Origin of the sequence: Sphingobium sp. LB126 (genome assembly GCF_002795205.1) — a bacterium.
Classification (GTDB): domain Bacteria; phylum Pseudomonadota; class Alphaproteobacteria; order Sphingomonadales; family Sphingomonadaceae; genus Sphingobium; species Sphingobium chungbukense.
The window spans coordinates 3233774-3260267 of the sequence record NZ_NETV01000001.1; the positions used below are offsets into that span (position 1 = coordinate 3233774).

Here is a 26494-nt window from a genome sequence, read left to right on the forward strand (position 1 = left end):
TCAAACCCCACCCAGGGCCAGATCGATCAACGCCATCGTCGACGGGTCGAAACCCTTCGGCCCCTCCGCCTCGATGGACCGCGCAATCTCCTTGCCCAGCTCGACGCCGAACTGGTCGAAGGGATTGATCCCCATCAGCACCGCATTGGCAAAGGTCCGATGCTCGTAGAAGGCGATCAGCGCGCCCAGGGCCTCCGGCGTCACATCATCCAGCAGGATCGTGGTCGAAGGCCGGTTGCCCGGATAGGCTCGCGCCGGATCGGCCACATTGTCCTTGCCGCGCATCAACGCAGCCCCCTGCGCGAAGCAGTTCACCAGCAAAGCGCGATGATGCGCCGGATCGAGCGCATGGCCCGGCTCGATCGAGGCGATGAATTCCACCGGCGTCAGGATCGTCCCCTGATGCAGCAACTGGAACACCGCATGCTGCGCGTCGGTGCCCACGCCACCCCAGGTGATCGGCGCCGTCGGCCCATCGACCGGCGTCCCATCCCGCGTCACGCTCTTGCCGTTGCTCTCCATCTCCAACTGCTGGAGATAGGAGGGCAGCAGCCGCAATCTTTCGTCATAAGCGAACAGGGCCCGCGTCTGGCAGCCCAGCACCCGCGCATAATATTGATCGACAAAGGCGGCGATCAGCGGCGCGTTCTGCCTGGGGTCGCTCAGCCGGAAATGCCGGTCCATCGCCGCCGCGCCTTCCAGCAGGCTCTCGAAAGCATCCCACCCCAGCGCCAGCGCCGCCGGAAACCCGATGGAGGACCAGAGCGAATAACGCCCGCCCACGCTCTCGGCAAAGGGCAGCACCCGCGTCTCATCCACGCCCCACTCGATCGCCTTGTCCGGCGAGGCGGTCAGCGCGATCACCCGGCCATAAGGGTCGTCGACGCCCGCCTCGACCATCCAGTTGATCGCGCTTGCCGCGTTCAGCATGGTTTCGGTGGTGGTGAAGGTCTTGGAGGCCACCGCGATCAGGGTTGCTTCGGGGTCGAAACGCGAAATCGCCCGCTCCAGCGCCGTACCATCGACATTGGACACGATGGCGACGTCATAACGCCCCCCATCGCCGCCCAGCGCATCGACGATCAGGTCCGGCCCCAGCGCCGACCCGCCGATGCCGATATGCAATATATGCCGGATCGGCCCCAGTGCCTCGCCCTCTATGGCGTCGATCAACGCCCGCATCCGCGCATGGAACATCTTGGCCCGCGCCACGCTGTCCGCGTTGCCCTCGCCCCGTTCGGCGGGATGCTCGGCGGCGCGCCCCTCGGTGTTGTTCACCGCCTCGCCCGCGAACAGGGCGTCCCGGTGCGCGGCGAAGCCCTTTTCCTCGGCCAGCTTCAGGAACCCGTCGAACAGGCCATCGGTCAAATGCGTCTTCGACCAGTCGAAGCGGATCGGGCCTTGTGTCAGGGTGAATTTGCTCAGCCGGTCGGGATCGGTGGTGAAGATGGACTTGAGATCGGCCTGGGGAAGAGCCGCGAGCGCTGCCAGTGCAGGGCTGGACATTGGGGAATATCCTCTTGTTTTGCCGTTGATCGATACCGACGCTGCACCTGTCGATTCTTGCCCATCCTAGCCCAGTCGTTCCGCTATTGCACCGCTCAGGCAGAAAAATCAGGTTGCAGGACAGCATGATGAGAGCAGCAGTTGGTCTTTAGGACGGATGGACATTCAGGAGATGACGTGGCGAAAATGGTGGTTTTCTGCGACCCGGAGCGTAGCGTACTAAAAGTAGGTGAGCACCGGAAGCGCGGAGATTGAAGCGAGGCACGTGACTCGCTTCAACCATTTGCAGGCAGCCAGAACTGAATGCCGATCCGTCCTAGCGCGCTTGACGGCGGCTTTACTAACCCGCAAAAGCCGCGACGGCCTGTTTTCAGGGCGAATTGAAGGAAAAGACGACCAAGCATGAGCGCAAAATCCGAAACGCGGGATTTCCTCTGGTTTCTCGCAAAGCTGGCGGTGTTCGTCTTCGTCCTGCGCAGCTTCATCGTGTCGCCCTTCAACATCCCGTCGGAATCGATGCAGCCGCGCCTGCTGATCGGGGATTATCTGCTGGTGGCGAAATGGCCCTATGGCTATTCGCGCTATTCGCTGCCCTTCGGCGTGCCCCTGATCCCCGGCCGCATCTTCGCCTCGACGCCCCAGCGCGGCGACGTGGTGGTGTTCAAGGCGCCGCCGAACCAGAAGAACGACTATATCAAGCGCGTCATCGGCCTGCCCGGCGACATGATCTCCGTGCGCCATGGCACGGTCTATCTGAACGGCCAGGCGATCCCCAAGCAGAAGGTCGATGACCTCGTCATCCCCGTCACCCCGAACATGACCGACGCGGCGACGAAGGAAGGCAGCCCCTCCCCCTGCTACCGCCCGAAATTCGAGGAAGCAGCGCCCGGCGGCGGTCGCCAGTGCCGCTACCCGCAATATCGCGAGACCCTGCCTGCCGTCGATGGCAAGCCGGGCAAAAGCTATAATGTCCTCGACCTCATGCCCGACGGCGCGGCGGACGACCGCGACACGGTGGTCGTGCCCGAAGGCCATCTCTTCATGATGGGCGACAATCGCGACCGCAGCGCCGACAGCCGCTTCCCGGCGGTCGACGGCGGCGGCATCGGCCTGGTGCCGGAGGAAAATCTGGTCGGCAAGGCGATGATCTCGGTCTTCTCGACCGATGGCAGCGCGAACTGGCTGCTCCCCTGGACTTGGGTTTCCGCCGCGCGTTGGAGCCGCATCGGGGAAGGCTTTTGACGAAACCCGACACCGAAGGCTGGCTGAGGGCCCTGATCGGCCGCGCGCCGAAGGACCCGACTGCCTTCACCCAGGCGCTGACCCATGGCAGCGCCAATATGGTGAATTATGAACGGCTGGAGTTCCTGGGCGACCGCATCCTCGGACTGCTGATCGCAGAGTGGCTCTACGACCGTTTTTCGGGCGAACCCGAAGGCAAGCTCTCCCGCCGCTTCAATGCGCTGGTTTCCGGCGAGACCTGCGCCGAAGTCGCCCGTAGCGCCGGGGTTCCCGCTCATCTGGTGCTCGGCAAGCAGGCCCGCGACGACGGCGCCGCCGATAGCGACAATGTGCTGGGCGACGTGATGGAGGCGCTGATCGGCGCCCTCTATCTGGAGGGCGGCCTTGAAGAAGCCCGCACCCTCGTTCGCCGCCTCTGGGGTGAACGCGTCGACACCCAATCGAGCGCGCCCAAGCATCCCAAGTCCGCGCTCCAGGAATGGGCGGCCGCCAACAAGCGCAAGCCCCCCGAATATGCGATGACCGACCGCTCCGGCCCGCACCACGCGCTGCGCTTCACGGTGACGGTTTCGATCAAGGGTGCAGGCGAAGCGAGCGCAACCGGCGGCTCCAAGCAGGAGGCGGAAACTGCTGCCGCCCAAGCGCTGCTGGACAAACTGACAATCTGAACGACTTTTATGATATGATGTACTCCTGCGAAGGCAGGAGCCCAGTTGAAACGGTAGAACTGGGCTCCTGCCTTCGCAGGAGCACTTGGCGCGATCCGAACGGAGATATGTTTGACTGTTGAGTTAGAAACCCAGCGCTGCGGCGTCATCGCCATCGTCGGCGCGCCCAATGCCGGCAAATCGACGCTGGTAAATGCCCTTGTCGGCCAGAAGGTGGCAATCACCAGCCCGAAGGCACAAACTACCCGCACCCGCGTCATGGGCGTCGCGATCGAGGGCGACGCGCAGATGGTGCTGGTCGACACACCCGGCATCTTCGCCCCCAAACGCCGCCTGGACCGCGCCATGGTGCAGGCCGCATGGGGCGGCGCGCAGGGCGCTGACCTGATCGCGCTCGTCGTCGACGGCAAGGCGGGCCTGGGTGCCAAGATGGAACCGATCGTCAGCGCACTCGCCGCCCGGCCGGAAAAGAAATGGCTGATCCTCAACAAGGTCGATATCGCCATCAAGGAAAAGCTGCTGGTCCACACCCAGCGGCTCTACGAACAGCTCGACATTGCGGAGACCTTCTTCGTCAGCGCCGCGACCGGCGACGGCCTTGCGGAACTCAAGACCGCCTTTGCGAACGCCATGCCGCAAGGCCCCTGGCACTTTCCAGAGGATCAGGTTTCCGACGCCACCGACCGGATGCTGGCGGCCGAGATCACCCGCGAACAGCTCTATCACCAGCTCCACGCCGAACTGCCCTATGCCGCGGCCGTCGACACGGAAAAATATAGCGAGCGCGAGGACGGCTCCGTCGAAATCCACCAGCAGATCCTCGTCGGCCGCTCCAGCCAGCGCGCCATCGTGCTGGGCAAGGGCGGGCAGCGCCTCAAGGAAATCGGTTCAAAGGCCCGCGCCGAGCTGGCCAGCCTGCTCGGCGTCAAGGTCCACCTCTACCTCCACGTCAAGGTGAAGGAAGATTGGGAGGATGACCGCTTCATCTACCGCGACATCGGGCTGGACTGGGTGGAGTAGAAAATCGCTCGGCGAGGCGAACGGCCTGAGAAAAAGGGGCTCCCGTCCGGACGGGGGCCCCTTTTTCATTACTCCGCCGCTGCCTTCTTCTTGGCCGGCGCCTTCTTGGCGGCAGGCTTCTTCGCCGCCGCCTTTTTCGCAGGCGCCTTCTTCCCCTTCTTCGCAGGTGCCGCCGCTGCCCGTGCATCGATCAGTTGCGCGGCCTCCTCCAGCGTCAAGGCATCCTGCTCGATCGTCTTGGGCAGCGTCGCATTGGTCGTGCCGTCGGTGACATAAGGCCCATAGCGCCCCGCCATCAGCTTGATGTCCGCCTCGGTGCGCGGATGCTTGCCCAAAACCTTGAGCGGCTCACGCGAGGAAGACCCCCGCCCGCCCTTGTTCGCCGCATCCGCCAGCTTGGCAACGGCGCTGTTCATCCCCACCTCGAAAATCTCGGCGGTGGAGGACAGCCGGCCATATTTGCCGTCATGCAGCAGATAGGGACCGAACCGCCCGATATTCGCCACGATCGGCTTGCCCGTCTCCGGATGCAGCCCGACCTCGCGCGGCAGGCTCAGCAGCTTCACCGCCCAGTCCAGCGTCATCTCGGGCAGATCCTTGGGGATGGAACCGCGCTTGGCCTCCTTGCCCTCGCCCATTTCGATATAGGGACCAAAACGCCCCGACTTCCTCACGATGTCCTGCCCGGTTTCAGGATGCTGACCCAGCACTTCCGGTCCGCTATCCTCGCCACCTTCGCTCCCGCCCGGCTGCCCGAACTTGCGTGTATATTTGCACTCCGGATAGTTGGAACAGGCAATGAACGCGCCGAATCGTCCGCCGCGCAGCGATAATTGCCCATCGCCGCACATCGGGCAGGCCCGCGGATTGCTGCCGTCCGCCTTGGGCGGGAAGAGCATCGGCTCCAGGAACTTGTCCAGTTCCGCCGTGATGTCGGACGGCTTCTGCTCCATCACCTCGGCGGTCTTGGGCTTGAAGTCGCGCCAGAAAGCTTCCAGCACCGCCTGCCACTGGGCACGGCCGCCGGAAATATCGTCCAGCTCTTCCTCAAGCCCCGCCGTGAAGTCATAGGACACGTACCGCTCGAAGAAGCGCTCCAGGAAGGCCGTCACCAGCCGCCCGCTCTCCTCGGCGAAAAAGCGGTTCTTCTCGATCCGCACATAATCGCGGTCCTTGAGCACCTGAAGCGTCGAGGCATAGGTGGACGGACGCCCGATCCCCAGTTCCTCCAGCTTCTTGACCAGCGATGCTTCGGAGTAACGCGGCGGCGGCTGGGTGAAATGCTGCTCGGCCGTCACCTTTTTCTTGGCGGGCGCATCCCCCACGCCCAGGCGCGGCAACAGCTTGCTGTCGTCATCCTCGGCGTCGTCGCGGCCCTCTTCGTAAAGCGCCAGGAAGCCCGGAAAGATCACCACCTGGCCCGTAGCGCGCAGGGCATGCTGCCCGGTGCCATCGACCAGATCGATGACCGTCCGCTCCAGCCGCGCCGAAGCCATCTGGCTCGCCAGCGCCCGCTTGAAGATCAGGTCATAAAGCCGCGCATGATCGCCCGACCCCACCTTGTCCCGATAAAATTCGGTCGGACGGATGGCCTCGTGCGCTTCCTGCGCATTCTTCGCCTTGGTCTGATATTGGCGCGGCTTTTCGGGCAGATAACCGCCGTCATAGCGTTCCGCGATCGCCTTGCGCGCGGCGGAAATGGCGCTGCCGTCCATCTGCACGCCGTCGGTACGCATATAGGTGATCGCGCCGTCCTCATAAAGCTGCTGCGCGATCCGCATCGTGTGGCTGGCGGAAAAGCCGAGCTTGCGCGCCGCCTCCTGCTGAAGCGTCGAGGTCGTGAACGGCGCCGGAGGATTGCGCGAAACCGGCTTCGTCTCCACCTTCTCGACGGTAAAGCGCCCGGCCTCCACGTCCGCTTTCGCGGCCATGGCGTCGCCTTCCTTGCCGATGGTCAGCCGCTCGATCTTCTCGCCGCGCCAGCGCACCAGCCGCGCGGTGAAGCCCTGCCCGCCCTGTTCCATCTCGGCCGCGACCGACCAATATTCCTGCGGCACGAAGCTCTCGATCTCGCGCTCGCGCTCGACCACCAGACGCAGGGCCACGGATTGCACGCGCCCCGCCGACTTGGCGCCGGGCAGCTTGCGCCACAGCACCGGCGACAGGGTGAAGCCCACCAGATAATCCAGCGCCCGCCGCGCCCGATAGGCGTCGATCAGATCCTCGTCCAACGCGCGCGGCTGGGCCATCGCCTCGGTCACCGCCTGCTTGGTGATCGCGTTGAAGGTCACGCGGTCCACCTTCTGCGGCAACGCCTTCTTGGCGCGCAGCACCTCCTGCACATGCCAGCTGATCGCCTCGCCCTCGCGATCGGGGTCGGTGGCCAAGATCAGGCGCGTCGCCTTCTTGGCTTCGTCGGCAATGGCTTTCAGCTGCTTGCCCTTGTCGCCATAATTTTCCCAGCTCATGGAAAAGCCATTGTCCGGGTCCACCGACCCGTCCTTGGCCGGCAGGTCGCGGATATGCCCATAGCTCGCAAGCACATGGAAATCGCCGCCCAGATATTTCTCGATGGTCTTCGCCTTGGCCGGCGATTCTACGATGACAAGCTGCATTCAAGCCCCGGTTCTGAAATCTCTCACGTACACGCGCGAGTCTGGAAGGTGTTTTCGGCGGACGTCAAGCGCCCCTTATGTCCAAATGTGAAGCGATCATGACAAGCTGACCCGTCCGCCCGCATGCCGCTCCAGCCGGGCCGCCAGTTCCAGCTCCAGCAGAACCGTATGCACCACCGCCGGACCAAGACCCGAAAGCCGGATCACTTCGTCGACCGGCACCGGCGCGGTCCCCAGCAGCGCGAAGATCGCCGCCCGCTCATGCTCGGCCACATCGGACGACACAGGCGCGCCCGCGAAATCGAAGCTGCCCTGCCGCACCATGCGCGGATCGATGGCCCCGATCGCCTCGATCACATCGGCCGCATTCTGCACCAGCACCGCCCCCTCCCGGATCAACTGGTTGCATCCTTGCGCGCGCGGATCAAGCGGCGACCCCGGCACCGCCATCACTTCGCGCCCGGCTTCCCCCGCCAGTCGCGCCGTTATCAGCGACCCGGATTTCGGCGCAGCCTCCACGACGACGGTGCCCCGCGCCAGCCCCGCGATGATCCGGTTGCGCGCCGGAAATTGCCGCGCCAGTGGCTGCGTGCCCGGCGGATGCTCGGTCACCAGCAGCCCCTGCTCCGCGATCTGCTCCTGCAAAGCCTCGTTTTCCGGGGGAAAGGCAATGTCGATCCCGCAGGCAATGACCGCTATCGTCCCACTCCCGATCGATCCCTGATGCGCCGCCGTATCGATCCCGCGCGCCAGCCCCGACACCACCACGGCGCCACGCTGGCCCAGATCCTGCGCCAATGTCCGCGCGAACCGGCATGCCGCCGCCGAGGCATTACGCGCGCCGACCATGGCAACACACTCCCGCGCCATCAACCCGGTGTCGCCCCGCACGATCAGCGCGGGCGGCGCGCCTTCCATCTGATCCAGGAGAAAGGGATAATCCCGGTCTCCCATCAACAGATAGCGCGCGCTCACCGCGCGGGTTCGCGCAATCTCCTGCTCGACCAGTCCGGCATCGATGATGGCCCCCTTGCCGCCGCCCCGCGCCGCCAGTTCCGGCACCGCGCGCAAGGCCTCGCCCGCGGTTCCGAAGCGCGCCATCAACTGACGGAAAGTCACCGGCCCGATGCGGGGGCTGCGGATCAGGCGCAGGCGGTTGAACCGCTCCTGTTCGCTCATTCGCCGGACGCTGATTTCTTCGAAGCGCCAACCTTGGGCTCCATCCCCTTGGCCAGCCGCGCGATATTCTCTCGATGCCGCCACAACACGATCAACGCGAGCGCCAGCGCCACGGGCACCAGATCGATCCGCCCGAAACACCACATGGAGACCGGCGCGCTGACCGCCGCCGACATGCCCCCGACCGAGGACCATTTCGTCCCGAACAGCGCGGCCAGCCACACCACCGCGAAGACGATGCCCGCAGGCCAGTAAAGCGCGGTCACCACGCCCATCATCGTCGCCACGCCCTTGCCGCCCGCAAAGCGCAGCCAGAGCGGATAGCAATGCCCGATAAAGGCCATCGCCCCCGCCATCGGCCCGCCACCATCGACCAGCGCCGCACCGATCAGCACCGCCGCCGCGCCCTTCGCCAGATCAAGCAGCAAGGTCGCCGCCGCCAACCCCTTGCGCCCGGTACGCAGCACATTGGTCGCGCCGATATTGCCCGACCCGATCTTGCGCAGGTCGCCCGCGCCGGTGAAGCGGGTCAACAGCAGGCCGAAGGGGATCGAACCCAGCAGATAACCGATCAGCAGGACGAATGCGGGAATTAGCCAGGGAGGGGTCATGATATCGCCGAAATAGTTGCGGCGCGACCATAGCGTTCCCGGCGCACCGGGCAATGCCCAAAGCGCCCGATTTCGACAGGCATTCGCTTGATTTATCCCGGATCGCGCCTAGGCTCGCCCGACAAATCCCATTGCCAATGCCATAGCCGGAGCCGCCATGACCGACCGTGCCTCCCTGGAACCCTGGACCAGTTTCTGGCGCCCCTGGATCGCGGCGTCGCTCGCGCCTCAGCAGCTATGGCAATCGATCAATTCGGGATGGTCGTTCGGCAATGTCATCGTCAACGAGAATAATTCCTCAGCCCCCCAGACGGAGCAGGCGATCCTCGCCGAGGATAGCTACGGCCGGCAGATCGGCAAGCTGCTGGACGCCGTCGACGCGCTGGTGAAGCGGCAACCGGACTGGGACAGGACGGAGGCCTATAGCGAGGTAGCGGAGCTGAAGGGACGGGTAGATGGGGTGAAACATGCCATGGCGCTCAAGCGCATCGATCAACTCCGCCGCGATCTCGACATGCTGCGCGATTCCGCCGATGCGGCCGACCGCACGCAATATGAGGCCAGCATGGCGGCGCTGCGCGGCCTGCTTTCCCCCAGCCCGCCGGGCACCCCTAAACCGCCCCGTTGACACCAGCGCCGGTCGCCGCGACATGTCGAACATAATGACAGTCGCATCCACTGCCCCCCTGCTGTTCTTCGATTCCGGCGTCGGCGGACTTTCCATCCTCGCTCCGGCACGGACAGCACTGCCCCATGCGCCGATCGTCTACGCGGCGGACAGCGCCGGCTTCCCCTATGGCACCAAGAGCGAAGCGGAAATCGCCGCGCGCGTGCCCGCCCTGCTCGGGCGGCTGGTCGAACGCTATCGCCCGCGTCTTGCCGTCATCGCCTGCAACACGGCGTCCACCATCGCTCTTTCCGCGGTGCGTGCGGCGCTGGACATACCCGTCGTCGGCACCGTTCCCGCCATCAAGCCCGCCGCCCTGCTCTCGCAGAGCCGGGTCTTCGGCGTCCTCGGCACCGATGCGACCGTCCGCCAACCCTATGTAGACCGTCTGGCCGCCGAATATGGCTCGGATTGCACGGTATTGCGCCATGGCTCGGCGGCACTGGTCCAACTGGCGGAAGCGAAATTGCGCGGCGAACCGCTCGATCCCGCCGTCGCGCACGACGCTCTTGCCGGGCTGTTCGATCAACCGGGCGGCGACCGGATGGACGTCGTGGTGCTCGCCTGCACCCATTTCCCGCTGGTCGAGGAGGAACTCGCCGCCGCATCGCCGCGCCCGCTCCGTTTCGTACATGGCGGCGAAGGCATTGCCCGGCGCATCGCCTATCTGACCCAGGGCCAGGACTGGCCTGCCGCCGCTCCTCCCGGAACTGCCGTCTTCACGAGACTGGATGAGGGGGTGGAACCCCTTCGCGCCGCGCTCGCGCGCTATGGACTACAGCGGATGGAAGGGCTTTGAACGGGGGTGGACCATTGGTCCAATCGCAAGCCATTCTATCAGTGTGATAGGTATTTCTCCCTAGCGCTGCGAGCGGTTATCACTGGTAATAGGGCGCCGCAGCAGGTAATGCCCCCTCCATAAGAGGGGATGCGGGATCAGGGACAGGGCGTTAAGTGAACTACAAGCACATCTTCACGCAGGCTATCGACCGGCTCCACACGGAAGGTCGCTACCGGGTGTTCATCGACATCCTGCGCAACAAGGGCGCATTCCCCAACGCCCGCTGCTTCCACGGCCATAATGGTCCCAAGCCGATCACCGTCTGGTGCTCCAACGACTATCTCGCCATGGGCCAGCATCCCAAGGTCGTCGCCGCCATGGAGGAGGCGCTGCACGATGTCGGCGCAGGCTCGGGCGGCACCCGCAACATCGGCGGCAACACCCATTATCATGTCGATCTCGAAGGCGAACTGGCCGACCTGCATGGCAAGGAAGCGGCGCTGCTCTTCACCTCGGGCTATGTCTCGAACGAAGCGACGCTCTCCACCCTGGCGAAGATCCTGCCCGGCTGCATCATCTTCTCGGACGAACTGAACCACGCCTCGATGATCGCGGGCATCCGCAATTCAGGCTGCGAAAAGCGCGTCTTCCGCCACAATGACGTCGACCATCTGCGCGAGCTTCTGGCCGCCGAAGATCCCGAAGCGCCCAAGCTGATCGCCTTCGAAAGCGTCTACTCGATGGACGGCGATATCGCCCCCATCGCCGCGATCTGCGATCTGGCGGACGAATTCAACGCGCTCACCTATCTGGATGAGGTCCATGCGGTCGGCATGTATGGCGCGCGCGGCGGCGGCATTTCCGAACGGGACGAGGTCGCCGATCGGGTGACCATCATCGAGGGCACGCTGGGCAAGGCTTTCGGCGTCATGGGCGGCTATATCGCGGCCGACCAGATGATCGTCGACGTGATCCGCAGCTACGCGCCGGGCTTCATCTTCACCACCTCGCTCTCGCCCGTGCTGGTCGCAGGCGTCCTCGCCAGCGTCCGCCATCTCAAGCAATCGAGCGAGGAACGCGAAGGGCAACAGGCATCCGCCGCCACCCTCAAGCGGCTGATGGCCGACGCCGGCCTGCCGGTGATGCCATCGGTCACGCACATCGTTCCGCTGATGGTGGGCGACCCGGTCAAGGCCAAGCGGATCAGCGACATCCTGCTCGCCGAATATGGCGCCTATGTTCAGCCGATCAATTACCCCACCGTTCCGCGCGGCACGGAACGGCTGCGCTTCACCCCCGGCCCTGCGCATACCGAAGAGATGATGCAGGACCTCGTCTCCGCGCTGGTGGAAATCTGGGACCGGCTGGAACTGGAACTGAAGAAGGCGGCCTGATCCGGGTCACACCCGGATCAACCCACCCCTGACCGCATAGCCGCGATACAGCATCCGGCTGTACGGAAAGCCGCCCATGTCGGCCGCCAGTCCCTCGATCGCCTGCCTGAGCCCGGCACGCGGCGACACATGGAACCGCGCCAGCCATCCGAACAGCGCCCGCTTCCACAAAGCGGGCAGATCGTCCTGCTGTCCGAAGTCCACCACCTCCAGCTTCCCGGCTGCCGCCACGCATCGCGCGGCCTGCCGCAACGCCTTTTCCCAATCGGGGATCATGGAGAGCGCGTAGCTGATGAACACCCGCTCGAAATCCGCGCGCCCGAACAGTGCCTGCGCCTCGAACCCGCAGGCATCGCCCTGCATCAGCACGACGCGATCGGCCATGCCCGCTTTAACCGCCGCCTTGCGCGCCGTCTCCAGCATCGCTTCGGAAATATCGATGCCATAGAGCCGCGCCTCCGGCCACGCCTTGCCGACCGCGATCAGGTTGCGCCCGGTCCCGCAGCCGATTTCCAGCACGGCCCCGCCGCGCGGCGGCGCGAGATCGGCGATCAATCCATCCCGCCCCAGCAGATAATATTTCCGCGACAGGTCGTATATGTGCCGCTGATGCCGATAGACGCTGTCCATCAGCCCGCCATGCTCGGCGCTCATCAGGCGCCCTTCAGCACATAGAGGTGCACGCCGCCATAGATGGCAGATCGGTCCCGCGCGGTATAATCGATCGATTCAGCGGCCCGGTAATCCCAGCGCGACAAGAGCGCGTCATCGACCCGCCCCGGCAGGATGCTCGGCTCTCCCGCCGTCCGGAACAGCACCCGCGCCCCCGGCCGCGCCGTCCGCGTGATCTGCGCCCACAACGCATTCAACTGCGCATCGTCCATCCAGTCCTGCGCATCCAGCAGGATGTAGCGATCCGCCGACCCCGCATCCTGCGACGCCAGGAAATCGGTGAAATTCACATGCCGCACATCCACTCGCTCCGCGCGTTCGACCACCGCCTGATGGTTCGCCGCCTGTAGATAAGGCGGCAAAGGCCCCTCGCCCCCGGCATAGCCCCGGCCAAAGGCCTGAACCGCGAAATAATTATCCTTAAGGTCAAAGCCGCAGGCCAGCTTCTCCAGCCGCGCCTTCAACACGCTGTCCATCCGCTCGTCCCCGGCCAGCGCCTCATATTGCGCGGGCGGAATGCCCAGGCCGAAGAGCGAAGCGGGCTGGCTCGTCAGCCAGCGCATGAAGGCGCTGTCGAAAACAGGCGCCAGCTCCGTCTCGAAGATCGCCCGCTGCTCCTCGATGCTCCGGGCATCCAGCATTCGGCGGGGATTGACGCCCTGCAGCCGCGCCAGCAGATGCGCCGCGCCGATGAAGCGCCCCAACAACCCATGTTTGTAGATGCCGCGCGCGAACCCGCCGATGCGCCGCCGCCCGATGAAGTCGCGCCCTTCCCAGTAACGCCGCGTCGCATCGTCCAGATGTGGCGCCACGAACATCCTGTATGCCGCCACATTCTCCCGGCAATCGGCCCTGGCGAAGAAGCGATGGAACGCCTCATGGTCGGGCAGGGTCCGCGCCGCCGCCAGCTTCAGCCGGTTGAGCGCGATATGCGCCGTATTCAGGTCGACCGCCGTGATCTTCGCCGGATCGGCGGTCAGATAGCTCAGCACATTGCATCCACCCGAGGCGATGGTGACGACATGGCAGTCCGGCCTGATCGCCAACGCTTCCATGTCGACCTCCGGGTCCTCCCAGATCTGTGCATAGACGAGCCCCCGGAACGCGAAGGTAAAGGCGCGCTCCAGCAAGCCCTGCCGGGAAAGATGCCGGTGCCGATGCACCGCGCGGGTAACATTCCGATGAGCCCTCGATGCCATAGTCCGCGCCTCCTCGCTGCCGGGTCGTGGGGCGGCGCATAGGGCAACGGGATGTCGCTGGCGTGACTCTGAGGTTACGGCAATATGAAGCCCCTTGCGGAACCAACCCGCCCGCTCCACTTTTTCCAACAAGCCATGCCCCACTGGATCGAACCTCACCCGACCGGCATCTACGTCCGCCCCGCCGACGCCTGGATCGATCCTTCCACCCCGCGCGAACGCGCCCTCGTGACCCACGGCCATGCCGATCATGCGCGCGGCGGGCACGGCCATGTCTGGGCCACGCGGGAGACCCTCGCCATCATGGCCCTGCGCTATGGCACGGCATCGGGTACGCCCGTCCCCTATGGCGAAGAAGTCCGCATGGGCGGCGTCACGATCGGCTTCGTGCCCGCCGGCCATGTCCTGGGCTCTGCCCAGATCGTCCTCTCCCATGCGGGGGAGCGCGTCGTCGTCACCGGCGATTACAAGCGCCGCCCCGATCCGACCTGCAAGCCGTTCGAGCCCGTTCCCTGCGACATCTTCGTCACCGAAGCGACCTTCGGCCTCCCCGTCTTCCGCCATCCCGACACGGGCAGCGAGGTCGATCGCCTCCTTGCCGCCCTGCACGCCCATCCCGACCGCTGCGTCCTCGTCGGGGCCTATGCGCTCGGCAAGGCCCAGCGGCTCATCATGGAACTGCGCGGGCGCGGCCATCACGATCCCATCCACATCCATGGCGCGCTGGAACGGATGTGCGACCTCTACCGCCAGTTCGGGATCGAACTGGGCGACCTCCGCCCTGCCACGGACGTGCCGGCCAGGGAGATGCGCGGGCGCATCATCGTCTCCCCCCCTTCCGCGCTCAACGACCGCTGGAGCCGCCGCCTGCCCGATCCGATCACCGCCATGGCGTCGGGATGGATGCGTGTCCGCCAGCGCGCGCGCCAGCGCAATGTCGAACTGCCGCTCGTCATCTCCGACCATGCCGATTGGGACGAGCTGACCGACACCATTCGCGAAGTCGCTCCATCGGAAACCTGGATCACCCACGGGCGGGAGGAAGCGCTGCTCCACTGGTGCATGACCCATCAGATGCGCGCCCGCGCCCTGGCCCTGGTGGGCCGCGAAGATGAGGATGAGGGGTGATGCGCGCCTTCTCGCAATTGCTCGACAGCCTGGTCTACACCCGGTCCCGCAACGGCAAGCTCGACCTCATCGCCCATTATATGCGCACCGCCCCGGACCCCGACCGGGGATGGGCGCTGGCCGCGCTCACCGGCAATCTCGACCTCAAGGCCGTCAAGGCCTCCGCCATCGGTGAAATGGCCCGCGCCCGCACGGACCCGGTCCTTTTCGAAATGAGCCGCGACTATGTCGGCGACCTCGCCGAAACCGTGGCCCTGCTCTGGCCCAGGGCAGAGGGCCAGGCTGAAGAGGTGGACGACGCCACCCTCACCCTGTCCGCCATTGTCGACCGCCTCCACGCCGTCAGCCGCGCTTCCGCCCCGGCCGTCCTTGCCGGAATGATGGATCATCTCGACGCCTCCGGCCGCTTCGCCCTGCTCAAGCTCGCCACCGGCGGCCTGCGCGTCGGCATTTCCGCCCGCCTTGCCAAGACCGGCTTCGCCCAGGCGTTCGACCTCGACGTCGACGAGGTGGAGGAATGCTGGCACGCCCTCGCACCCCCCTATACGGATCTCTTCCGATGGGCGGAGGGCAAGGCCGACCGTCCCGATCCGGCCGGCACGCCTTTCTTCCGCCCTTTCATGCTCGCTCACCCGCTGGAGGCGGAAAGCGTCGACCTCGACCATTATGCCGCCGAGTGGAAATGGGACGGCATCCGCGTCCAGATCGTCGGGACCGGGCGGGAAACCCGTCTCTACAGCCGGGCGGGAGACGACATCACCGCCACCTTCCCGGACATAGCGCAGGCCTTCCGCCATCACGCGGTCCTCGACGGCGAATTGCTGGTCAAGGGGGAGTTTCAGGGCGGTGAGGCCGCCAGCTTCAACGCCCTCCAGCAACGCCTGGGTCGCAAGGCGGTGACGGCCAGGATGATGAGCGACTATCCCGCCTTCGTCCGGCTCTACGACATATTGCTCGACGGGGAAAACGACTTGCGTGCGCTTCCCTGGGCACAACGCCGCGCGGCACTCGAAACCACCGTCCCGGCCCTCGACCCCGACCGGTTCGATATTTCCGCCCTGATCGAAGCGCCCGATTTCGAAACCCTTGCCGGCATCCGCGCGGGCGCCCGCGACGCTTCGATCGAAGGCGTGATGCTCAAGCGCCGCGACAGTCCCTATGTCGCCGGACGCAAGGCCGCGCTCTGGTACAAATGGAAACGCGACCCGCTGACCGCCGACTGCGTGATGATGTATGCGCAGCGCGGCCACGGCAAACGCTCATCCTTCTATTCGGACTATACGTTCGGCTGCTGGACGGAGGACGGCGAGTTGCTTCCCGTCGGCAAGGCCTATTCCGGCTTCTCCGACGAGGAACTGAAATGGCTCGACCGCTTCGTGCGGACCAACACGGTCAACCGCTTCGGCCCCGTGCGCGAAGTCGAAAAGTCGCTGGTTCTGGAAGTCGCCTTCGACAGCATCCATGACAGCAAGCGGCACAAATCGGGCCTCGCCATGCGCTTCCCCCGCATCGCCCGCATACGCCGCGACAAACCGGCAAATGAAGCGGACACGGTGGCGGGCCTGCGGCGGCTGGTCAGTTGAAAATTTCGTCCCTTCTTCGGGGCGGCGAGCCCTGCGGATAGCGCCCGCCCAACCTGTGACTTTGCGCTGTCACGCGCAGCCCCTATATGGGCGCTTTCGCGCCTTATGCGCGGCACAGCTATGGAGCAGTTGAATTGAGCAAGGTTCTGGTCATTGGCGCGGGCGGCGTGGGTTCTGTCGCGGTTCACAAGATGGCCCAAAATCCTGATATTTTCAGCCATATCACGCTCGCCAGCCGCCGCATCATCTCGTGCGAGAAGGTCGCCGAATCAGTGAAGGCGCGCACCGGCGTCACCATCGACGTGGCGCAGGTCGATGCCGACAATGTCGCCGAAACCATCGCCCTCATTGAGAAGGTTCAGCCCAAGCTGGTCGTCAACCTCGCTTTGCCCTATCAGGATCTGGCGATCATGGACGCCTGCCTTGCGACCAAGACCAACTATCTCGACACCGCCAATTACGAACCGCGCGACACCGCCCGGTTCGAATATAGCTGGCAGTGGGCCTATCAGGAGCGCTTCAAGGAAGCCGGCATCATGGCGCTGCTGGGTTCGGGCTTCGACCCCGGCGTCACCAGCGTCTTTGCGAGCTACATCAAGAAGCACCTGCTCGACCGGATCGACACGCTCGACATCCTCGACTGCAATGGCGGCGACCATGGCCAGCATTTCGCCACCAACTTCAACCCGGAAATCAACATCCGCGAAGTGACCGCGCCGTCGCGCCACTGGGAAGGCGGCAAGTGGGTCGAAGGTCCGGCGCTCAAGCACAAGCAGCCCTTCGTCTTCGACCAGGTGGGTGAGAAGAACATGTACCTCATGTATCATGAGGAACTGGAATCGCTCGCCAAATTCTACCCGGAAATCAAGCGCATCCGATTCTGGATGACCTTCGGCGACGCTTATCTCAAGCATCTGGAGGTGCTGCAGAATGTCGGCATGACGCGGATCGACCCGGTCGTCTACAATGGCCAGGAAATCATCCCGCTCCAGTTCCTGAAAGCCGTGCTGCCCGAACCGTCGAGCCTGGGCTCCACGACCAAGGGCAAGACCAACATCGGCGACATCGCGACCGGCGAGAAGGACGGGCAGCAGAAGACCGTCTATGTCTACAATGTCTGCGACCATGAGGAAGCCTATGCCGAAACCGGCAACCAGGCGGTCAGCTACACCACCGGCGTCCCGGCCATGATCGGCGCCGCTCTGATGCTGACCGGCGCGTGGAAGGGTGAGGGCGTGTTCAACATCGAACAGCTCGATCCCGATCCCTTCATGGACATGCTGAACAAGCATGGCCTGCCCTGGCAGGTCAAGGAACTGGACGCGCCGCTCGACTTCTGAGCCGCACGAAACGACAGACCATTGCCCCGGCCATCGCCCCGGCCATCGCGCCGGGGCACTGCCTATTGATCCTCAAGGGGAGCGCCCCATGGAAACCAAAGCCGGCGATCCCGCCGCCTTCGCGCATTTCGATCTCCACCGCGTCCCCTCGCCCGCCTTCGTCGTCGACGAGGCGGCGGTGCGGCGCAACCTGTCGATCCTGCGCGACATCGGCGAACGCGCGGGCATCAAGGTGCTGGGCGCGCTCAAGGCCTTTTCCATGTGGTCGCTGGGCGGCGTCGTTGCCGAATATCTCGACGGCGTCTGCGCCTCTGGCATTTACGAGGCGCGTCTGGGTCGGGAGGAATATGGCGGCGAGGTCGCGACCTATTGCGCCGCCTACAAGCCCGATGATCTGGCCCAAATCCTCAAGATCTCCGACCATGTGATCTTCAACAGCCCCGGCCAGATCGCCCGCCTGCGTCCCGTCATCGACGAAGCGCGTCTGAACGGTGTGAACTTCGACATCGGCCTGCGCATCAACCCCCTTCATGCGGAGGGGGAAGTGCCCAAATACGACCCCTCCCAACCCCACAGCCGGCTTGGTTTCCCCGTCGACCAGTTGCGGCCCGAACATCTGGACGGGGTCGATGGCCTGCACGTCCACAATCTGTGTGAACAGGATTTCCTGCCGCTCGAACGCACCTGGGCAGCGATCGAGTCACGCGTCCTGCCGCATGTCGGCCGCCTCAAATGGCTCAATTTCGGCGGCGGCCACCATGTCACCCGCGCCGACTACCAGATCGATCTGCTGATCGCCTTCCTGCAACGCATCAAGGCGCAGACCGGCCTGGAACTCTATATCGAACCGGGCGAGGCGATGGCGCTCGACGCCGGCATATTGGTGGGCGAAATCCTCGACGTGATCGACAACGGCATGCCGGTCGCCATCACGGACATTTCCGCCACATGCCACATGCCCGATGTCATCGAGGCGCCCTATCGCCCCGCCATGCTGCATGAGGATTCGGAAGGGCAAGCCACTCGACTCGGTGGTCCGTCCTGCCTCGCGGGAGACATTATCGGCGACTATCGAGTCCCCGGTGGCGCGACTCCGGGACGGCGGATCGCCTTCCTCGACCAGGCACATTATTCGATGGTAAAGACCAATACATTCAACGGCGTGCCCCTGCCCGCCATCTGGCTGTGGAACTCGGAAACCGACGAACTCAAGGAAATCCGCCGTTTTTCCTATGAGGATTTCAAGTCCCGTCTCTCCTGACGCACATTTCGTAGTCGGCCGCGCAACAAAATTTACGCACGCGCTTTACAGGGGGGGATGGCGGGCATATATCGGCCCTCCGCTGCCCCATGGGACTTCCACCGCAAGGCAGCTTCTTTGCCAACGACTACACTGGAGGTCCCTTGAGTTGCACAAGCATCATAGCGCGCTGGGGGTAGCGACCACCCTCACACCGGCAGCACCGGTAACGCTGATTCGTCCCCAGGCTGCTGCCCGGGCCGCCCGCTTCTTCACGGAGAAGTTTCCGGGGCGGTCGCTCTATGCGGTCAAGGCGAATCCGTCTCCCGATTTGATCCGCACCTTGTTCGCCAGCGGGATCACGCATTTCGACGTGGCCTCCATCGCGGAAGTGCGGCTTGTCGCTGAGACGCTGGCCGATGCTGACGGATCTCAGGCCAAGCTCTGCTTCATGCACCCGGTCAAGGCCGAGGAAGCGATCGCAGAGGCGTACCATGTCCATGGCGTGCGCACCTTCTCGCTCGACACGCTCGACGAGCTGGAAAAAATCCTGCGCGCCACGAACGACGCGACCGACCTTGAGCTGTGCGTGCGCCTGCGCGTTTCCTCCGAACATTCGGAACTCAGCCTCGCGTCCAAATTCGGCGCCGAACTGGGCGAAACCCGCGAACTGCTGATGGCCACCCGCCAGGCGGCGGACGCGCTCGGCATCTGCTTCCACGTGGGCAGTCAGGCGATGTCGCCCCAGGCCTATAGCGACGCCATCGAACGCGTGCGCGCCGCGATCGTCGACGCGGCCGTCACGGTCGACATCATCGATGTCGGCGGCGGCTTTCCGTCTGTCTATCCCGGCATGGAACCGCCCGCGCTGGAGGCCTATTTCGATGCGATCCATCGCGGCTTCGAAAGCCTGCCGGTCAGCTATTCGTCGGAACTGTGGTGCGAGCCGGGCCGCGCTCTGTCGGCGGAATACAGCTCCGTCGTGGTGCGCGTGGAGCGTCGTCGCGGCTCGGAACTCTACATCAACGACGGCGCCTATGGCGCGCTGTTCGACGCGGCGCATATCGGCTGGCGCTTTCCCGTGGCCCTGCTGCGCGAGGAAGAGAGCGAGGCGGAACTGACCGGCTTCTCCTTCTACGGTCCCACTTGCGACGACATGGACCATATGGTGGGGCCCTTCATGCTGCCGGAAGATGTGCGGGCGGGCGATTATATCGAGATCGGGATGCTCGGAGCCTACGGCGCTGCGATGCGTACCGGCTTCAACGGCTTCACATCGGAAGCGATCGTCGAAGTGGAAGATGAGCCGATGGCCAGCCTCTATATCGATGCTGTTCCGGTTCGCCGTCGCGCAACTGTCATCAAGCTGGGGTAGAGGCTCAGGCCTCCCCTTGGGAGAGGATGCAAGGTCCCTCGCCGCACTCCCCCGCGGCGGGGGGCTAATCTTATCCGCGCCGGAAAATCCCGACCAGTTCCACATGGGTCGACCAGCGGAATTGCCCGACCGGACGGACGCTTTCCAGCCGATAGCCCCCGCCGATCAGATGAACCGCATCGCGCGCAAAGCTGGCGGGATTGCACGAAACATAGGCGATCGACGGAACGGCGGAGGCCGCGATCTGCATCACCTGCTCCCTGGCGCCAGCCCGGGGCGGATCGATGACGATGGCGGCAAAGCGGTCCAGTTCCGTCGGTATCAGCGGACGCCGGAACAGGTCGCGATGATCCGCCACCATCCGCCGCTGCGCGCGATTGGCCGACGATTTGAGCGACAGCACCAGATCGCGCGCCGCTTCCGCCGCATAGACGGGGCGCGCCTCCCCCAGCGCCAGCGCAAAAGTGCCCAGCCCACAGAACAGGTCGGCCACCACACCCTGCTTCGGCAGCGCGTCGCGCACCGTTCCCACCAGCGCCGCCTCGCCGTCAGGCGTGGCCTGGAGGAAGGCATAGGGCGGAAAGGCCACCGGCACGCCACCGAAGCTGACGGTGACAGGTTCCGGCTCCCAACGGGTCTGCGGGCCATCGCCTTCATCGACGGTCAGCCGGGCCAACGCCTGTTCCTGTGCGAAGCCAAGCAGGGCTTCGTCCGCCGCCAATCCTTCGACCTTCACGCCTTCCAGCAGCAGATCGATTCCCTGATCGGTCAGCGACATGCGCACATGCGCCGCCTGCCGATCCCGCAGGATCGCTGCACAAAGCGCGCGCAAAGGCTCCAGCAGGGCGAACAGGCGGGGATCGAGTATCTCGCACATGGAAAGGTCGATCAGCGCATGACTCCCGGCCTCCGCAAAGCCGATGACCACCCTGCGCCCTTGCCTGCTCGCTCGCAGTGAAGCGCGCCGTCGCGTGCGTGGCGGCGAGATATGCGGCGGCAAAATGCTACCGGCTGTCACACCCTGCCCGGCCAAGGCCCCGGTCACGCGCGCGGTCACGAAATCGGCATAGCTGGCCTCATCCACATGCTGCAATTCGCAGCCACCACAGGACGGGAAATGGCGGCACGGCGGATCGACATGGTGGGGGCCGCGCAGGATCGATCCGTCAGGATTGATGCGGTCGCCCGGCGCGCTCAACGGGACATGGCGCCCCTGGGCCGTCACGCCGTCGCCCTTGGCGGCAATGCGAACGATGATGTCGTTTTCGATGTCGGTCACGCTCTTGGCCTTGATTACAGGCGCGAGGCGATAGCCGCTGGCAGTTCCACAAGCAAATCATCCGCGACGAATGCAGCCCCGGCCCTTCGCGCGGCCTCCCCATGGAGCCACAGCGCTTCACAAGCTGCGCGATATCCGTCCCCAGTGACGGCAAGCCGGCCAGCCACCAGCCCCGCCAGCACATCGCCAGTGCCTGCCGTCGACAACCAGGCGGAACTGCCCGATGCAATCATTGCGCGGCCATCGGGGGCAGCGATGACGCTGTCGCTGCCCTTGTAGATCAAGATCGCGTCGGCTCGCCTCGCAGCCTCCAGCGCGCGGTCGATCTTGCTGCCCGGCAAGTCGCCGAACAGGCGGACAAATTCGCCCTCATGCGGAGTCAGGATCGCGCCAGCCGGAATGGCGTCGACACCCTTGCCCGCAAGCAGGGTAAGCGCGTCCGCGTCCAGCACCAGGGGGTGCCCGCTCACCATCGCCGCCTCCAGCCTCGCGGTCGCGTCCTGATCAAGGCCCAGCCCCGGCCCGACCAGAACGGCCTTGAACCGGGCATCATTCAGCAATCGCCCGACATCGCCAGCGCCATCGGCCTTTTGCGTGATGATGGCATCGGGGCTGCCGCCGACCAAATCGTGCGCAATATGACGAACCATCCCTGCTCCGGAATGCGCAGCGGCGTGGCTGGCAAGCTGGCCGGCGCCCGCCATTTCGCCGCCAACCACCGCGACCAGGCCGCGGCTATATTTATGGTCCAACGGTTTCGGCGGGAACATGGGTGGCGGAGACAGGCGATGAACCGTCGCAGCCGACACATCAATGCCGATATCTGCACAGATCAGCCTTTGCCAGCAGTTCGCGGACGGTTGCAGCAGATGGGCGGGTTTGAAGGCGCCCAAGGCAACACATATGCCAAAGGCCGGAACGGCCGAAAGCAGGGCGCCGCTATCCGTATCGACGCCGCTGGGCAAGTCGACCGCATAGCTGAAACCGGCGCTGGCCGTCAGCGCGCAGAGGCGATCGGCCAGGGCAGGGTCCAACCCCCGCGACAAACCGGTTCCGAACAGGGCATCGACAATCTGGGTCGCCGGTGCGGCGCTGAAGATATCCTCCACCGGCCCCGCCCAGCACGCCCGCGCCTTGAGGCTCGAAGGTGTCAGGCTTTCACCCAATGCAGCGACGCGGACCGGCACACCGCGCGCGCGCAGCAATCGGGCGATCACGAAACCGTCGCCGCCATTATTGCCCGGTCCGCACAGCACCAGAAGGTCCCTCTTGCCGCCTGCCCGCCAGACAATCTCCGCCGCAGCCGCGCCAGCGCGCTCCATCAATTCATATTCGGGCACGCCGGTCGCAAAGACCGCCTGCTCGGCCGCTCGCATTTGCGCGGCAGTCAAGATCGCCTCAGCCCTGCTCATTTCAGCACCTCGCCGAACCGCGCGGGCAGACGATAACGATCGGGGCCGACGCTCAATTCCGTCCTGTCCCCGTCCACCCTGCGATTGCTCGATTCCTCCGCGCCATCGGCGGGCATGACGCTTTGCCCATTCTGGATGATCAGGAAGCGACGAAACCCGCCATCGGCATGGCGTATGGTCAGAAGATCGCCATCACGCTCGACGGGGCAATGGCCGGTCCAGTCGGCGCCGATACCGATCGCGCATTCCACCGTTTGTTCGGCATGACCCGCCCCCGGTTGCGCGCCGCATCCTGTCAACGCCAGGAAAAGCGCCATCGTACCCGCTGCAAGGCCATATCTCGGCATGCTCGTCATGCCAGCTGGTTGCGGCATTCCAGGACGATCGGGCCCAATATCCTGGCGAAACGCGCCTGGCCCTCCGGATCGCCGACCAGATCCTGCCGCATCTCTACACCAAGATAGGGGATACCGTTATCCTCAGCATGGCGGTTCATCGTCGCATTCAGCAACTTGCCGGAATAGGGCTGCTGGTCCCCAACCTTCAGGCCCGCATCCTCCAGCTGGGGAATGGCGATGCGCGCCGCCCTGTCATCCTCATTATAAAGAATGCCGATATCCCACGGGCGCTGCTGATCGGGATCGCTTGCCAGTCGGGGTGTGAAACTATGCACCGACAGGATGAAGGGCGATCCCATATCGTCGAGCAGCCGACCGATCCGATGATGATAGGGATGGTGGAAACGGATCATCCGCGCGGCAAGGTCGGCATGACGGTTACCGGGAATGGCGTGGCCGTCGCTCATCACGGGAAGCAGGCCGGGAGCGTCATCTTCCCGGTTGAGATCAATCACGAGACGGGACACACCACCCAATATGGCGGTGCAGCCCAGTTGTCGGGCGAGAAACGTGCTGACCTCGGCCACGCCGATGTCGATCGCGATATGATCGTTCAGCAGCGCGGGATCGATGCCCAGTTCGATATCGACCGGGACGCGGGCCGAGGCATGATCGCCGATGATCAATATATCGAGATCGCCGCCGTCAACCTCCGTATAGGCCTCGTTCATGCGCTTCTGATCCTTGTTTCCGCGATCCACCATTGCGGATGCCCCTCCCGAAGCGAAGTCGCCGCCGCCACCAAATCACGCTCCGTATCGAACAGCGCGAAGCACGTCGCGCCTGATCCCGACATGCGGGCCATCGCCACGCCTTCGCAGGATCGCAGGCCTGACAGCACCTCGCCGATGACGGGTGCTACGGCCATCGCCGGCGGTTCAAGATCGTTGCGCCCGGCCTCGACCAATTGCCGGAGATCGCTGGCCGCCAAAGCGCCGCGATCGACCTGATCCCATCCTCCGAAAATGCGTGCCGTCGAAACGCCCACACCGGGATTGACCAGCAGCATGGGCATACCCGCCAGGCCGGGGATCGTCTGGCGCTGCAACACTTCGCCCCGGCCACTTACCATCTGCGTCACGCTAGACAGGCAGGCCGGAACATCCGATCCCAGCGACAGGGCAATCTGCTCCAGCGTCTCCGGCACGATGGAGACGTCCCACAACCGCATCAGCAACCGCAACGCCGCTGCTGCATCGGCCGAACCGCCGCCAATGCCAGATGCGACAGGCAGGTTCTTCGTCAGCACCAACGCCGCGCCATCGTCTTTCCCGACATGGAAGCGCAAGGCGCAGGCAGCCTTCATCACCAGATTATCCGGTCCGGCATCCAGCATCTGCGCAAAAGGCCCCTCCACACGCAGGCTGATCATGCCATCGAGCCGGACATGACCGGCCAGCCGATCGCCCGCTTCGGCAAAGACGAACAGACTTTCCAGCGCATGATAGCCGTCAGGCCGTCTTTTCCGGACATGGAGCGCCAGATTCACCTTGGCAAAGGCCGTTTCGACCAGCTCTCCGGCACGGCATTCCGCTTCAACGTGCGGCATATTCCGGTTTCATTCCCTCTTTCGTTTTGGCGGCCAGACGCTCCGCCGCATGCCCTTCGGCAAAAACCGATGCTGCGCGCCAAGCATAGCGCGCTTCGTAACGGCGCCCCACCGCCCAGAGCGCATCGCCGAGATGCTCGTTGATCGTCACATCGGCCGGAGCCCCCGCCGCCGCGCGTTCCAGCATCGGCACGGCCGAGTCCAGGTCGCCGGTAACGAACTGCGCCCAGCCGAGCGAATCCGTGATCGAGGGGTCCTGCGGCTTGAGCGCGCTGGCCCGCTTCAACAGCCCAAGCGCTAAGTCCATATTCTGTCGCCGCTCGATCTGCGCATAGCCCAGATAATTGAGCACGGTCGGCTCATCGGGCGCGATCCTGGCCGCCCGTTCCAACACCGTCCGCGCCTCGCTCCAACGAGCGCCTTGTTCGAGTGCGCTCCCTTCGAACAACAGCAGGGCCCAAGGCACGCCCTCTTCGGGATAGCGCGCCTGCGCAGCCTGGAAGGCGAGCGCCGCACCGCCAAAATCCTTATCCTCCGCCAGAAGCCGGCCAAGCTGTACATGCCGTCCCGCTCCGGCCTGAGGGGCTGCCGCCAAAGTGCGGGCCAGGGCGATAGCCTCCCCGCGCCGGCCCGACGCGGCGAGCGCCTCGACCAGTTCTGCCTGTCCCAGCGCACCATACCAACCCGTGGGCACAACCTTGCGCGCTTCCTCCACGCCATAGGCGGAATAGCCACCCCGCGTGAGCAGGTCCGCAAGAACGACGCGAAGCGCGCTTTCCTCGGGGGCGGCGAAGCTGGCGATTCGCGCCAGCCGGATACCCAGCGTTCCTGTGCTGTTATCGGTCGAGATATCAGCCGCCAACCGTGCGAGCAGATATGCGAACCCCTGCGCGGGCGACAGTGGCTTGCCGCCTGCGGCCGGCGGCCTGCCCCGATCAATATCGGCCCGTGCCCGGGCGAGATCGGCCTCATCCTCCGGCAGCAGCGCCAAAGCGTGAGTCTTCGCGCCCCTGGCCGCGAGTTGTCCCGCGAAGAGCAATCGCATATCCGCCGCCGGTCCGACCCGCAGGGCCAGCGCGCGGCGGATGGCGGGTTCCGCCATGTCCAGATCGCCGCGGCCAAGCGCCAGCAGCGCCTGATGCTCGTCGGCATAGCGTTTTGCCAGGGACGCGAAACGGTCGTTGGGATCAATGGCGGGCGGCGCATAATGCCCTTCGCCCATCGAAATCCAGCTCAGGATGATAGGCGCGAGAAAGGCGAAATTGGCTTCCGTGACCAGCCTGTCGACCAGTCCGCGCGCCGACGCCCAATCCTTGCGGTTCAATGCGTCGCCAATCTGAAGCAACGTGCCGTCGCGGGGCAGCAGCCCATCACTTTCCAGCAAGGCGGCGGATTTGAGCGCCAGCATCCGGTCACCGCTGATCAGCGCCTGGAAATAGGAACGCCGGGCTACCGACAGGCTTGCGGGGTCCCGCCCCAGCGCCTGTCGGTAGCTGTTGAGCGCCAGGCCGGGGGCGCCGTCACCGTCTGCCAATCGCCCGCGCATATAGGCGTGCAGCGCGCTCCCCGGATCGACCGATGCCCCCGCCACGGCGGGCAGCATCAGCATCATTGCAGCAAATGCATGTTGAGGCAG

General features: G+C 64.9%; 23 protein-coding genes. 11 read left to right on the forward strand and 12 right to left on the reverse strand.

Annotated elements, in window-relative coordinates; all coding sequences use genetic code 11:
• Positions 1 to 1506 (reverse strand): glucose-6-phosphate isomerase, encoded by a 1506-nt coding sequence (pgi, locus tag CAF53_RS15815; protein ID WP_100238573.1) that lies wholly within the window; start codon positions 1504 to 1506, stop codon positions 1 to 3.
• A gap of 402 nt (positions 1507 to 1908) precedes the next feature.
• Here pgi and lepB point away from each other — a divergent pair, with 402 nt between their 5' ends.
• From lepB to era, 3 genes are all read left to right on the forward strand, one after another.
• Complete coding sequence (gene lepB / locus CAF53_RS15820) at positions 1909 to 2748, forward strand: signal peptidase I (RefSeq protein WP_046762939.1); 840 nt, start codon at positions 1909 to 1911, stop codon at positions 2746 to 2748.
• Complete coding sequence (gene rnc, locus CAF53_RS15825; protein ID WP_100238574.1) at positions 2745 to 3416, forward strand: ribonuclease III; 672 nt, start codon at positions 2745 to 2747, stop codon at positions 3414 to 3416. Before lepB ends, rnc begins: the two co-directional genes overlap by 4 nt.
• 111 nt (positions 3417 to 3527) lie before the next feature.
• The gene (era, locus tag CAF53_RS15830; RefSeq protein ID WP_046762941.1) at positions 3528 to 4436 is read left to right on the forward strand and encodes a GTPase Era; all 909 of its coding nucleotides are present in this window, start codon (positions 3528 to 3530) and stop codon (positions 4434 to 4436) included.
• 68 nt (positions 4437 to 4504) lie between these two features.
• On the opposite strand, the gene topA is transcribed toward era, so the two are convergent.
• The 3 genes from topA to plsY all read right to left on the reverse strand — a co-directional run bounded on the left by topA (position 4505) and on the right by plsY (position 8841).
• The gene (topA, locus tag CAF53_RS15835; protein WP_100238575.1) at positions 4505 to 7051 is read right to left on the reverse strand and encodes a type I DNA topoisomerase; all 2547 of its coding nucleotides are present in this window, start codon (positions 7049 to 7051) and stop codon (positions 4505 to 4507) included.
• Between the two features lie 96 nt (positions 7052 to 7147).
• Positions 7148 to 8230 carry a DNA-processing protein DprA gene (gene dprA / locus CAF53_RS15840; RefSeq protein WP_100238576.1) on the reverse strand — a complete coding sequence of 361 codons (1083 nt, stop codon included), beginning with the start codon at positions 8228 to 8230 and terminating at the stop codon, positions 7148 to 7150.
• Positions 8227 to 8841, reverse strand: coding sequence for a glycerol-3-phosphate 1-O-acyltransferase PlsY (plsY, locus tag CAF53_RS15845; protein WP_046763270.1), 615 nt, complete (start codon positions 8839 to 8841; stop codon positions 8227 to 8229). Before plsY ends, dprA begins: the two co-directional genes overlap by 4 nt.
• A gap of 157 nt (positions 8842 to 8998) precedes the next feature.
• On the opposite strand from plsY, the gene CAF53_RS15850 reads away from it, so the two are divergent.
• From CAF53_RS15850 to hemA, 3 genes are all read left to right on the forward strand, one after another.
• Positions 8999 to 9469 (forward strand): hypothetical protein, encoded by a 471-nt coding sequence (locus tag CAF53_RS15850; RefSeq protein ID WP_100238577.1) that lies wholly within the window; start codon positions 8999 to 9001, stop codon positions 9467 to 9469.
• A 34-nt stretch (positions 9470 to 9503) separates the two neighbouring features.
• Positions 9504 to 10307 carry a glutamate racemase gene (gene murI, locus CAF53_RS15855; protein WP_100238578.1) on the forward strand — a complete coding sequence of 268 codons (804 nt, stop codon included), beginning with the start codon at positions 9504 to 9506 and terminating at the stop codon, positions 10305 to 10307.
• A 155-nt stretch (positions 10308 to 10462) separates the two neighbouring features.
• Entirely contained in the window at positions 10463 to 11683 is a 1221-nt protein-coding gene (gene hemA, locus CAF53_RS15860) for a 5-aminolevulinate synthase (protein ID WP_100238579.1), read from the forward strand.
• A 6-nt stretch (positions 11684 to 11689) separates the two neighbouring features.
• Here hemA and CAF53_RS15865 read toward each other — a convergent pair whose 3' ends face one another.
• Together CAF53_RS15865 and CAF53_RS15870 are read right to left on the reverse strand one after the other, a co-directional pair.
• On the reverse strand, positions 11690 to 12337 hold the full coding sequence (locus CAF53_RS15865) for a methyltransferase domain-containing protein (protein WP_100238580.1): 648 nt from the start codon (positions 12335 to 12337) through the stop codon (positions 11690 to 11692).
• On the reverse strand, positions 12337 to 13554 hold the full coding sequence (locus tag CAF53_RS15870) for a DUF3419 family protein (protein ID WP_100238581.1): 1218 nt from the start codon (positions 13552 to 13554) through the stop codon (positions 12337 to 12339). The genes CAF53_RS15865 and CAF53_RS15870 overlap by 1 nt, the downstream gene beginning before the upstream one ends.
• 135 nt (positions 13555 to 13689) lie before the next feature.
• Between CAF53_RS15870 and CAF53_RS15875 the strand changes: the two genes are divergently transcribed.
• From CAF53_RS15875 to CAF53_RS15895, 5 genes are all read left to right on the forward strand, one after another.
• A complete protein-coding gene (locus tag CAF53_RS15875; protein ID WP_100238582.1) occupies positions 13690 to 14682 on the forward strand; it encodes a ligase-associated DNA damage response exonuclease in 993 nt (330 codons plus the stop codon).
• Positions 14682 to 16265: a cisplatin damage response ATP-dependent DNA ligase gene (locus CAF53_RS15880; RefSeq protein WP_100238583.1), complete on the forward strand. Its 1584-nt coding sequence runs from the start codon at positions 14682 to 14684 to the stop codon at positions 16263 to 16265. Before CAF53_RS15875 ends, CAF53_RS15880 begins: the two co-directional genes overlap by 1 nt.
• Before the next feature lie 134 nt (positions 16266 to 16399).
• Complete coding sequence (locus CAF53_RS15885) at positions 16400 to 17605, forward strand: saccharopine dehydrogenase family protein (RefSeq protein ID WP_100238857.1); 1206 nt, start codon at positions 16400 to 16402, stop codon at positions 17603 to 17605.
• Between the two features lie 88 nt (positions 17606 to 17693).
• Positions 17694 to 18866, forward strand: a complete 1173-nt coding sequence (locus CAF53_RS15890; protein ID WP_100238584.1) for a carboxynorspermidine decarboxylase — start codon at positions 17694 to 17696, stop codon at positions 18864 to 18866.
• Positions 18867 to 19014: 148 nt separating this feature from the next.
• The gene (locus tag CAF53_RS15895; RefSeq protein WP_046762952.1) at positions 19015 to 20220 is read left to right on the forward strand and encodes a type III PLP-dependent enzyme; all 1206 of its coding nucleotides are present in this window, start codon (positions 19015 to 19017) and stop codon (positions 20218 to 20220) included.
• Between the two features lie 70 nt (positions 20221 to 20290).
• Here CAF53_RS15895 and CAF53_RS15900 read toward each other — a convergent pair whose 3' ends face one another.
• From CAF53_RS15900 to CAF53_RS15925, 6 genes are read right to left on the reverse strand one after another with little or no spacing between them, the layout of a single operon-like run.
• Complete coding sequence (locus CAF53_RS15900; RefSeq protein WP_100238585.1) at positions 20291 to 21499, reverse strand: class I SAM-dependent RNA methyltransferase; 1209 nt, start codon at positions 21497 to 21499, stop codon at positions 20291 to 20293.
• A gap of 14 nt (positions 21500 to 21513) precedes the next feature.
• A complete protein-coding gene (locus CAF53_RS15905) occupies positions 21514 to 22911 on the reverse strand; it encodes an NAD(P)H-hydrate dehydratase (RefSeq protein ID WP_100238586.1) in 1398 nt (465 codons plus the stop codon).
• Entirely contained in the window at positions 22908 to 23267 is a 360-nt protein-coding gene (locus tag CAF53_RS15910) for a hypothetical protein (protein ID WP_242443453.1), read from the reverse strand. Before CAF53_RS15910 ends, CAF53_RS15905 begins: the two co-directional genes overlap by 4 nt.
• Positions 23264 to 23980 carry an N-formylglutamate amidohydrolase gene (locus tag CAF53_RS15915; protein ID WP_100238859.1) on the reverse strand — a complete coding sequence of 239 codons (717 nt, stop codon included), beginning with the start codon at positions 23978 to 23980 and terminating at the stop codon, positions 23264 to 23266. Before CAF53_RS15915 ends, CAF53_RS15910 begins: the two co-directional genes overlap by 4 nt.
• The gene (locus tag CAF53_RS15920) at positions 23977 to 24858 is read right to left on the reverse strand and encodes a 4-(cytidine 5'-diphospho)-2-C-methyl-D-erythritol kinase (protein ID WP_100238587.1); all 882 of its coding nucleotides are present in this window, start codon (positions 24856 to 24858) and stop codon (positions 23977 to 23979) included. The genes CAF53_RS15915 and CAF53_RS15920 overlap by 4 nt, the downstream gene beginning before the upstream one ends.
• A complete protein-coding gene (locus CAF53_RS15925) occupies positions 24845 to 26467 on the reverse strand; it encodes a tetratricopeptide repeat protein (RefSeq protein WP_100238860.1) in 1623 nt (540 codons plus the stop codon). Before CAF53_RS15925 ends, CAF53_RS15920 begins: the two co-directional genes overlap by 14 nt.
• Positions 26468 to 26494: the final 27 nt, after the last annotated feature.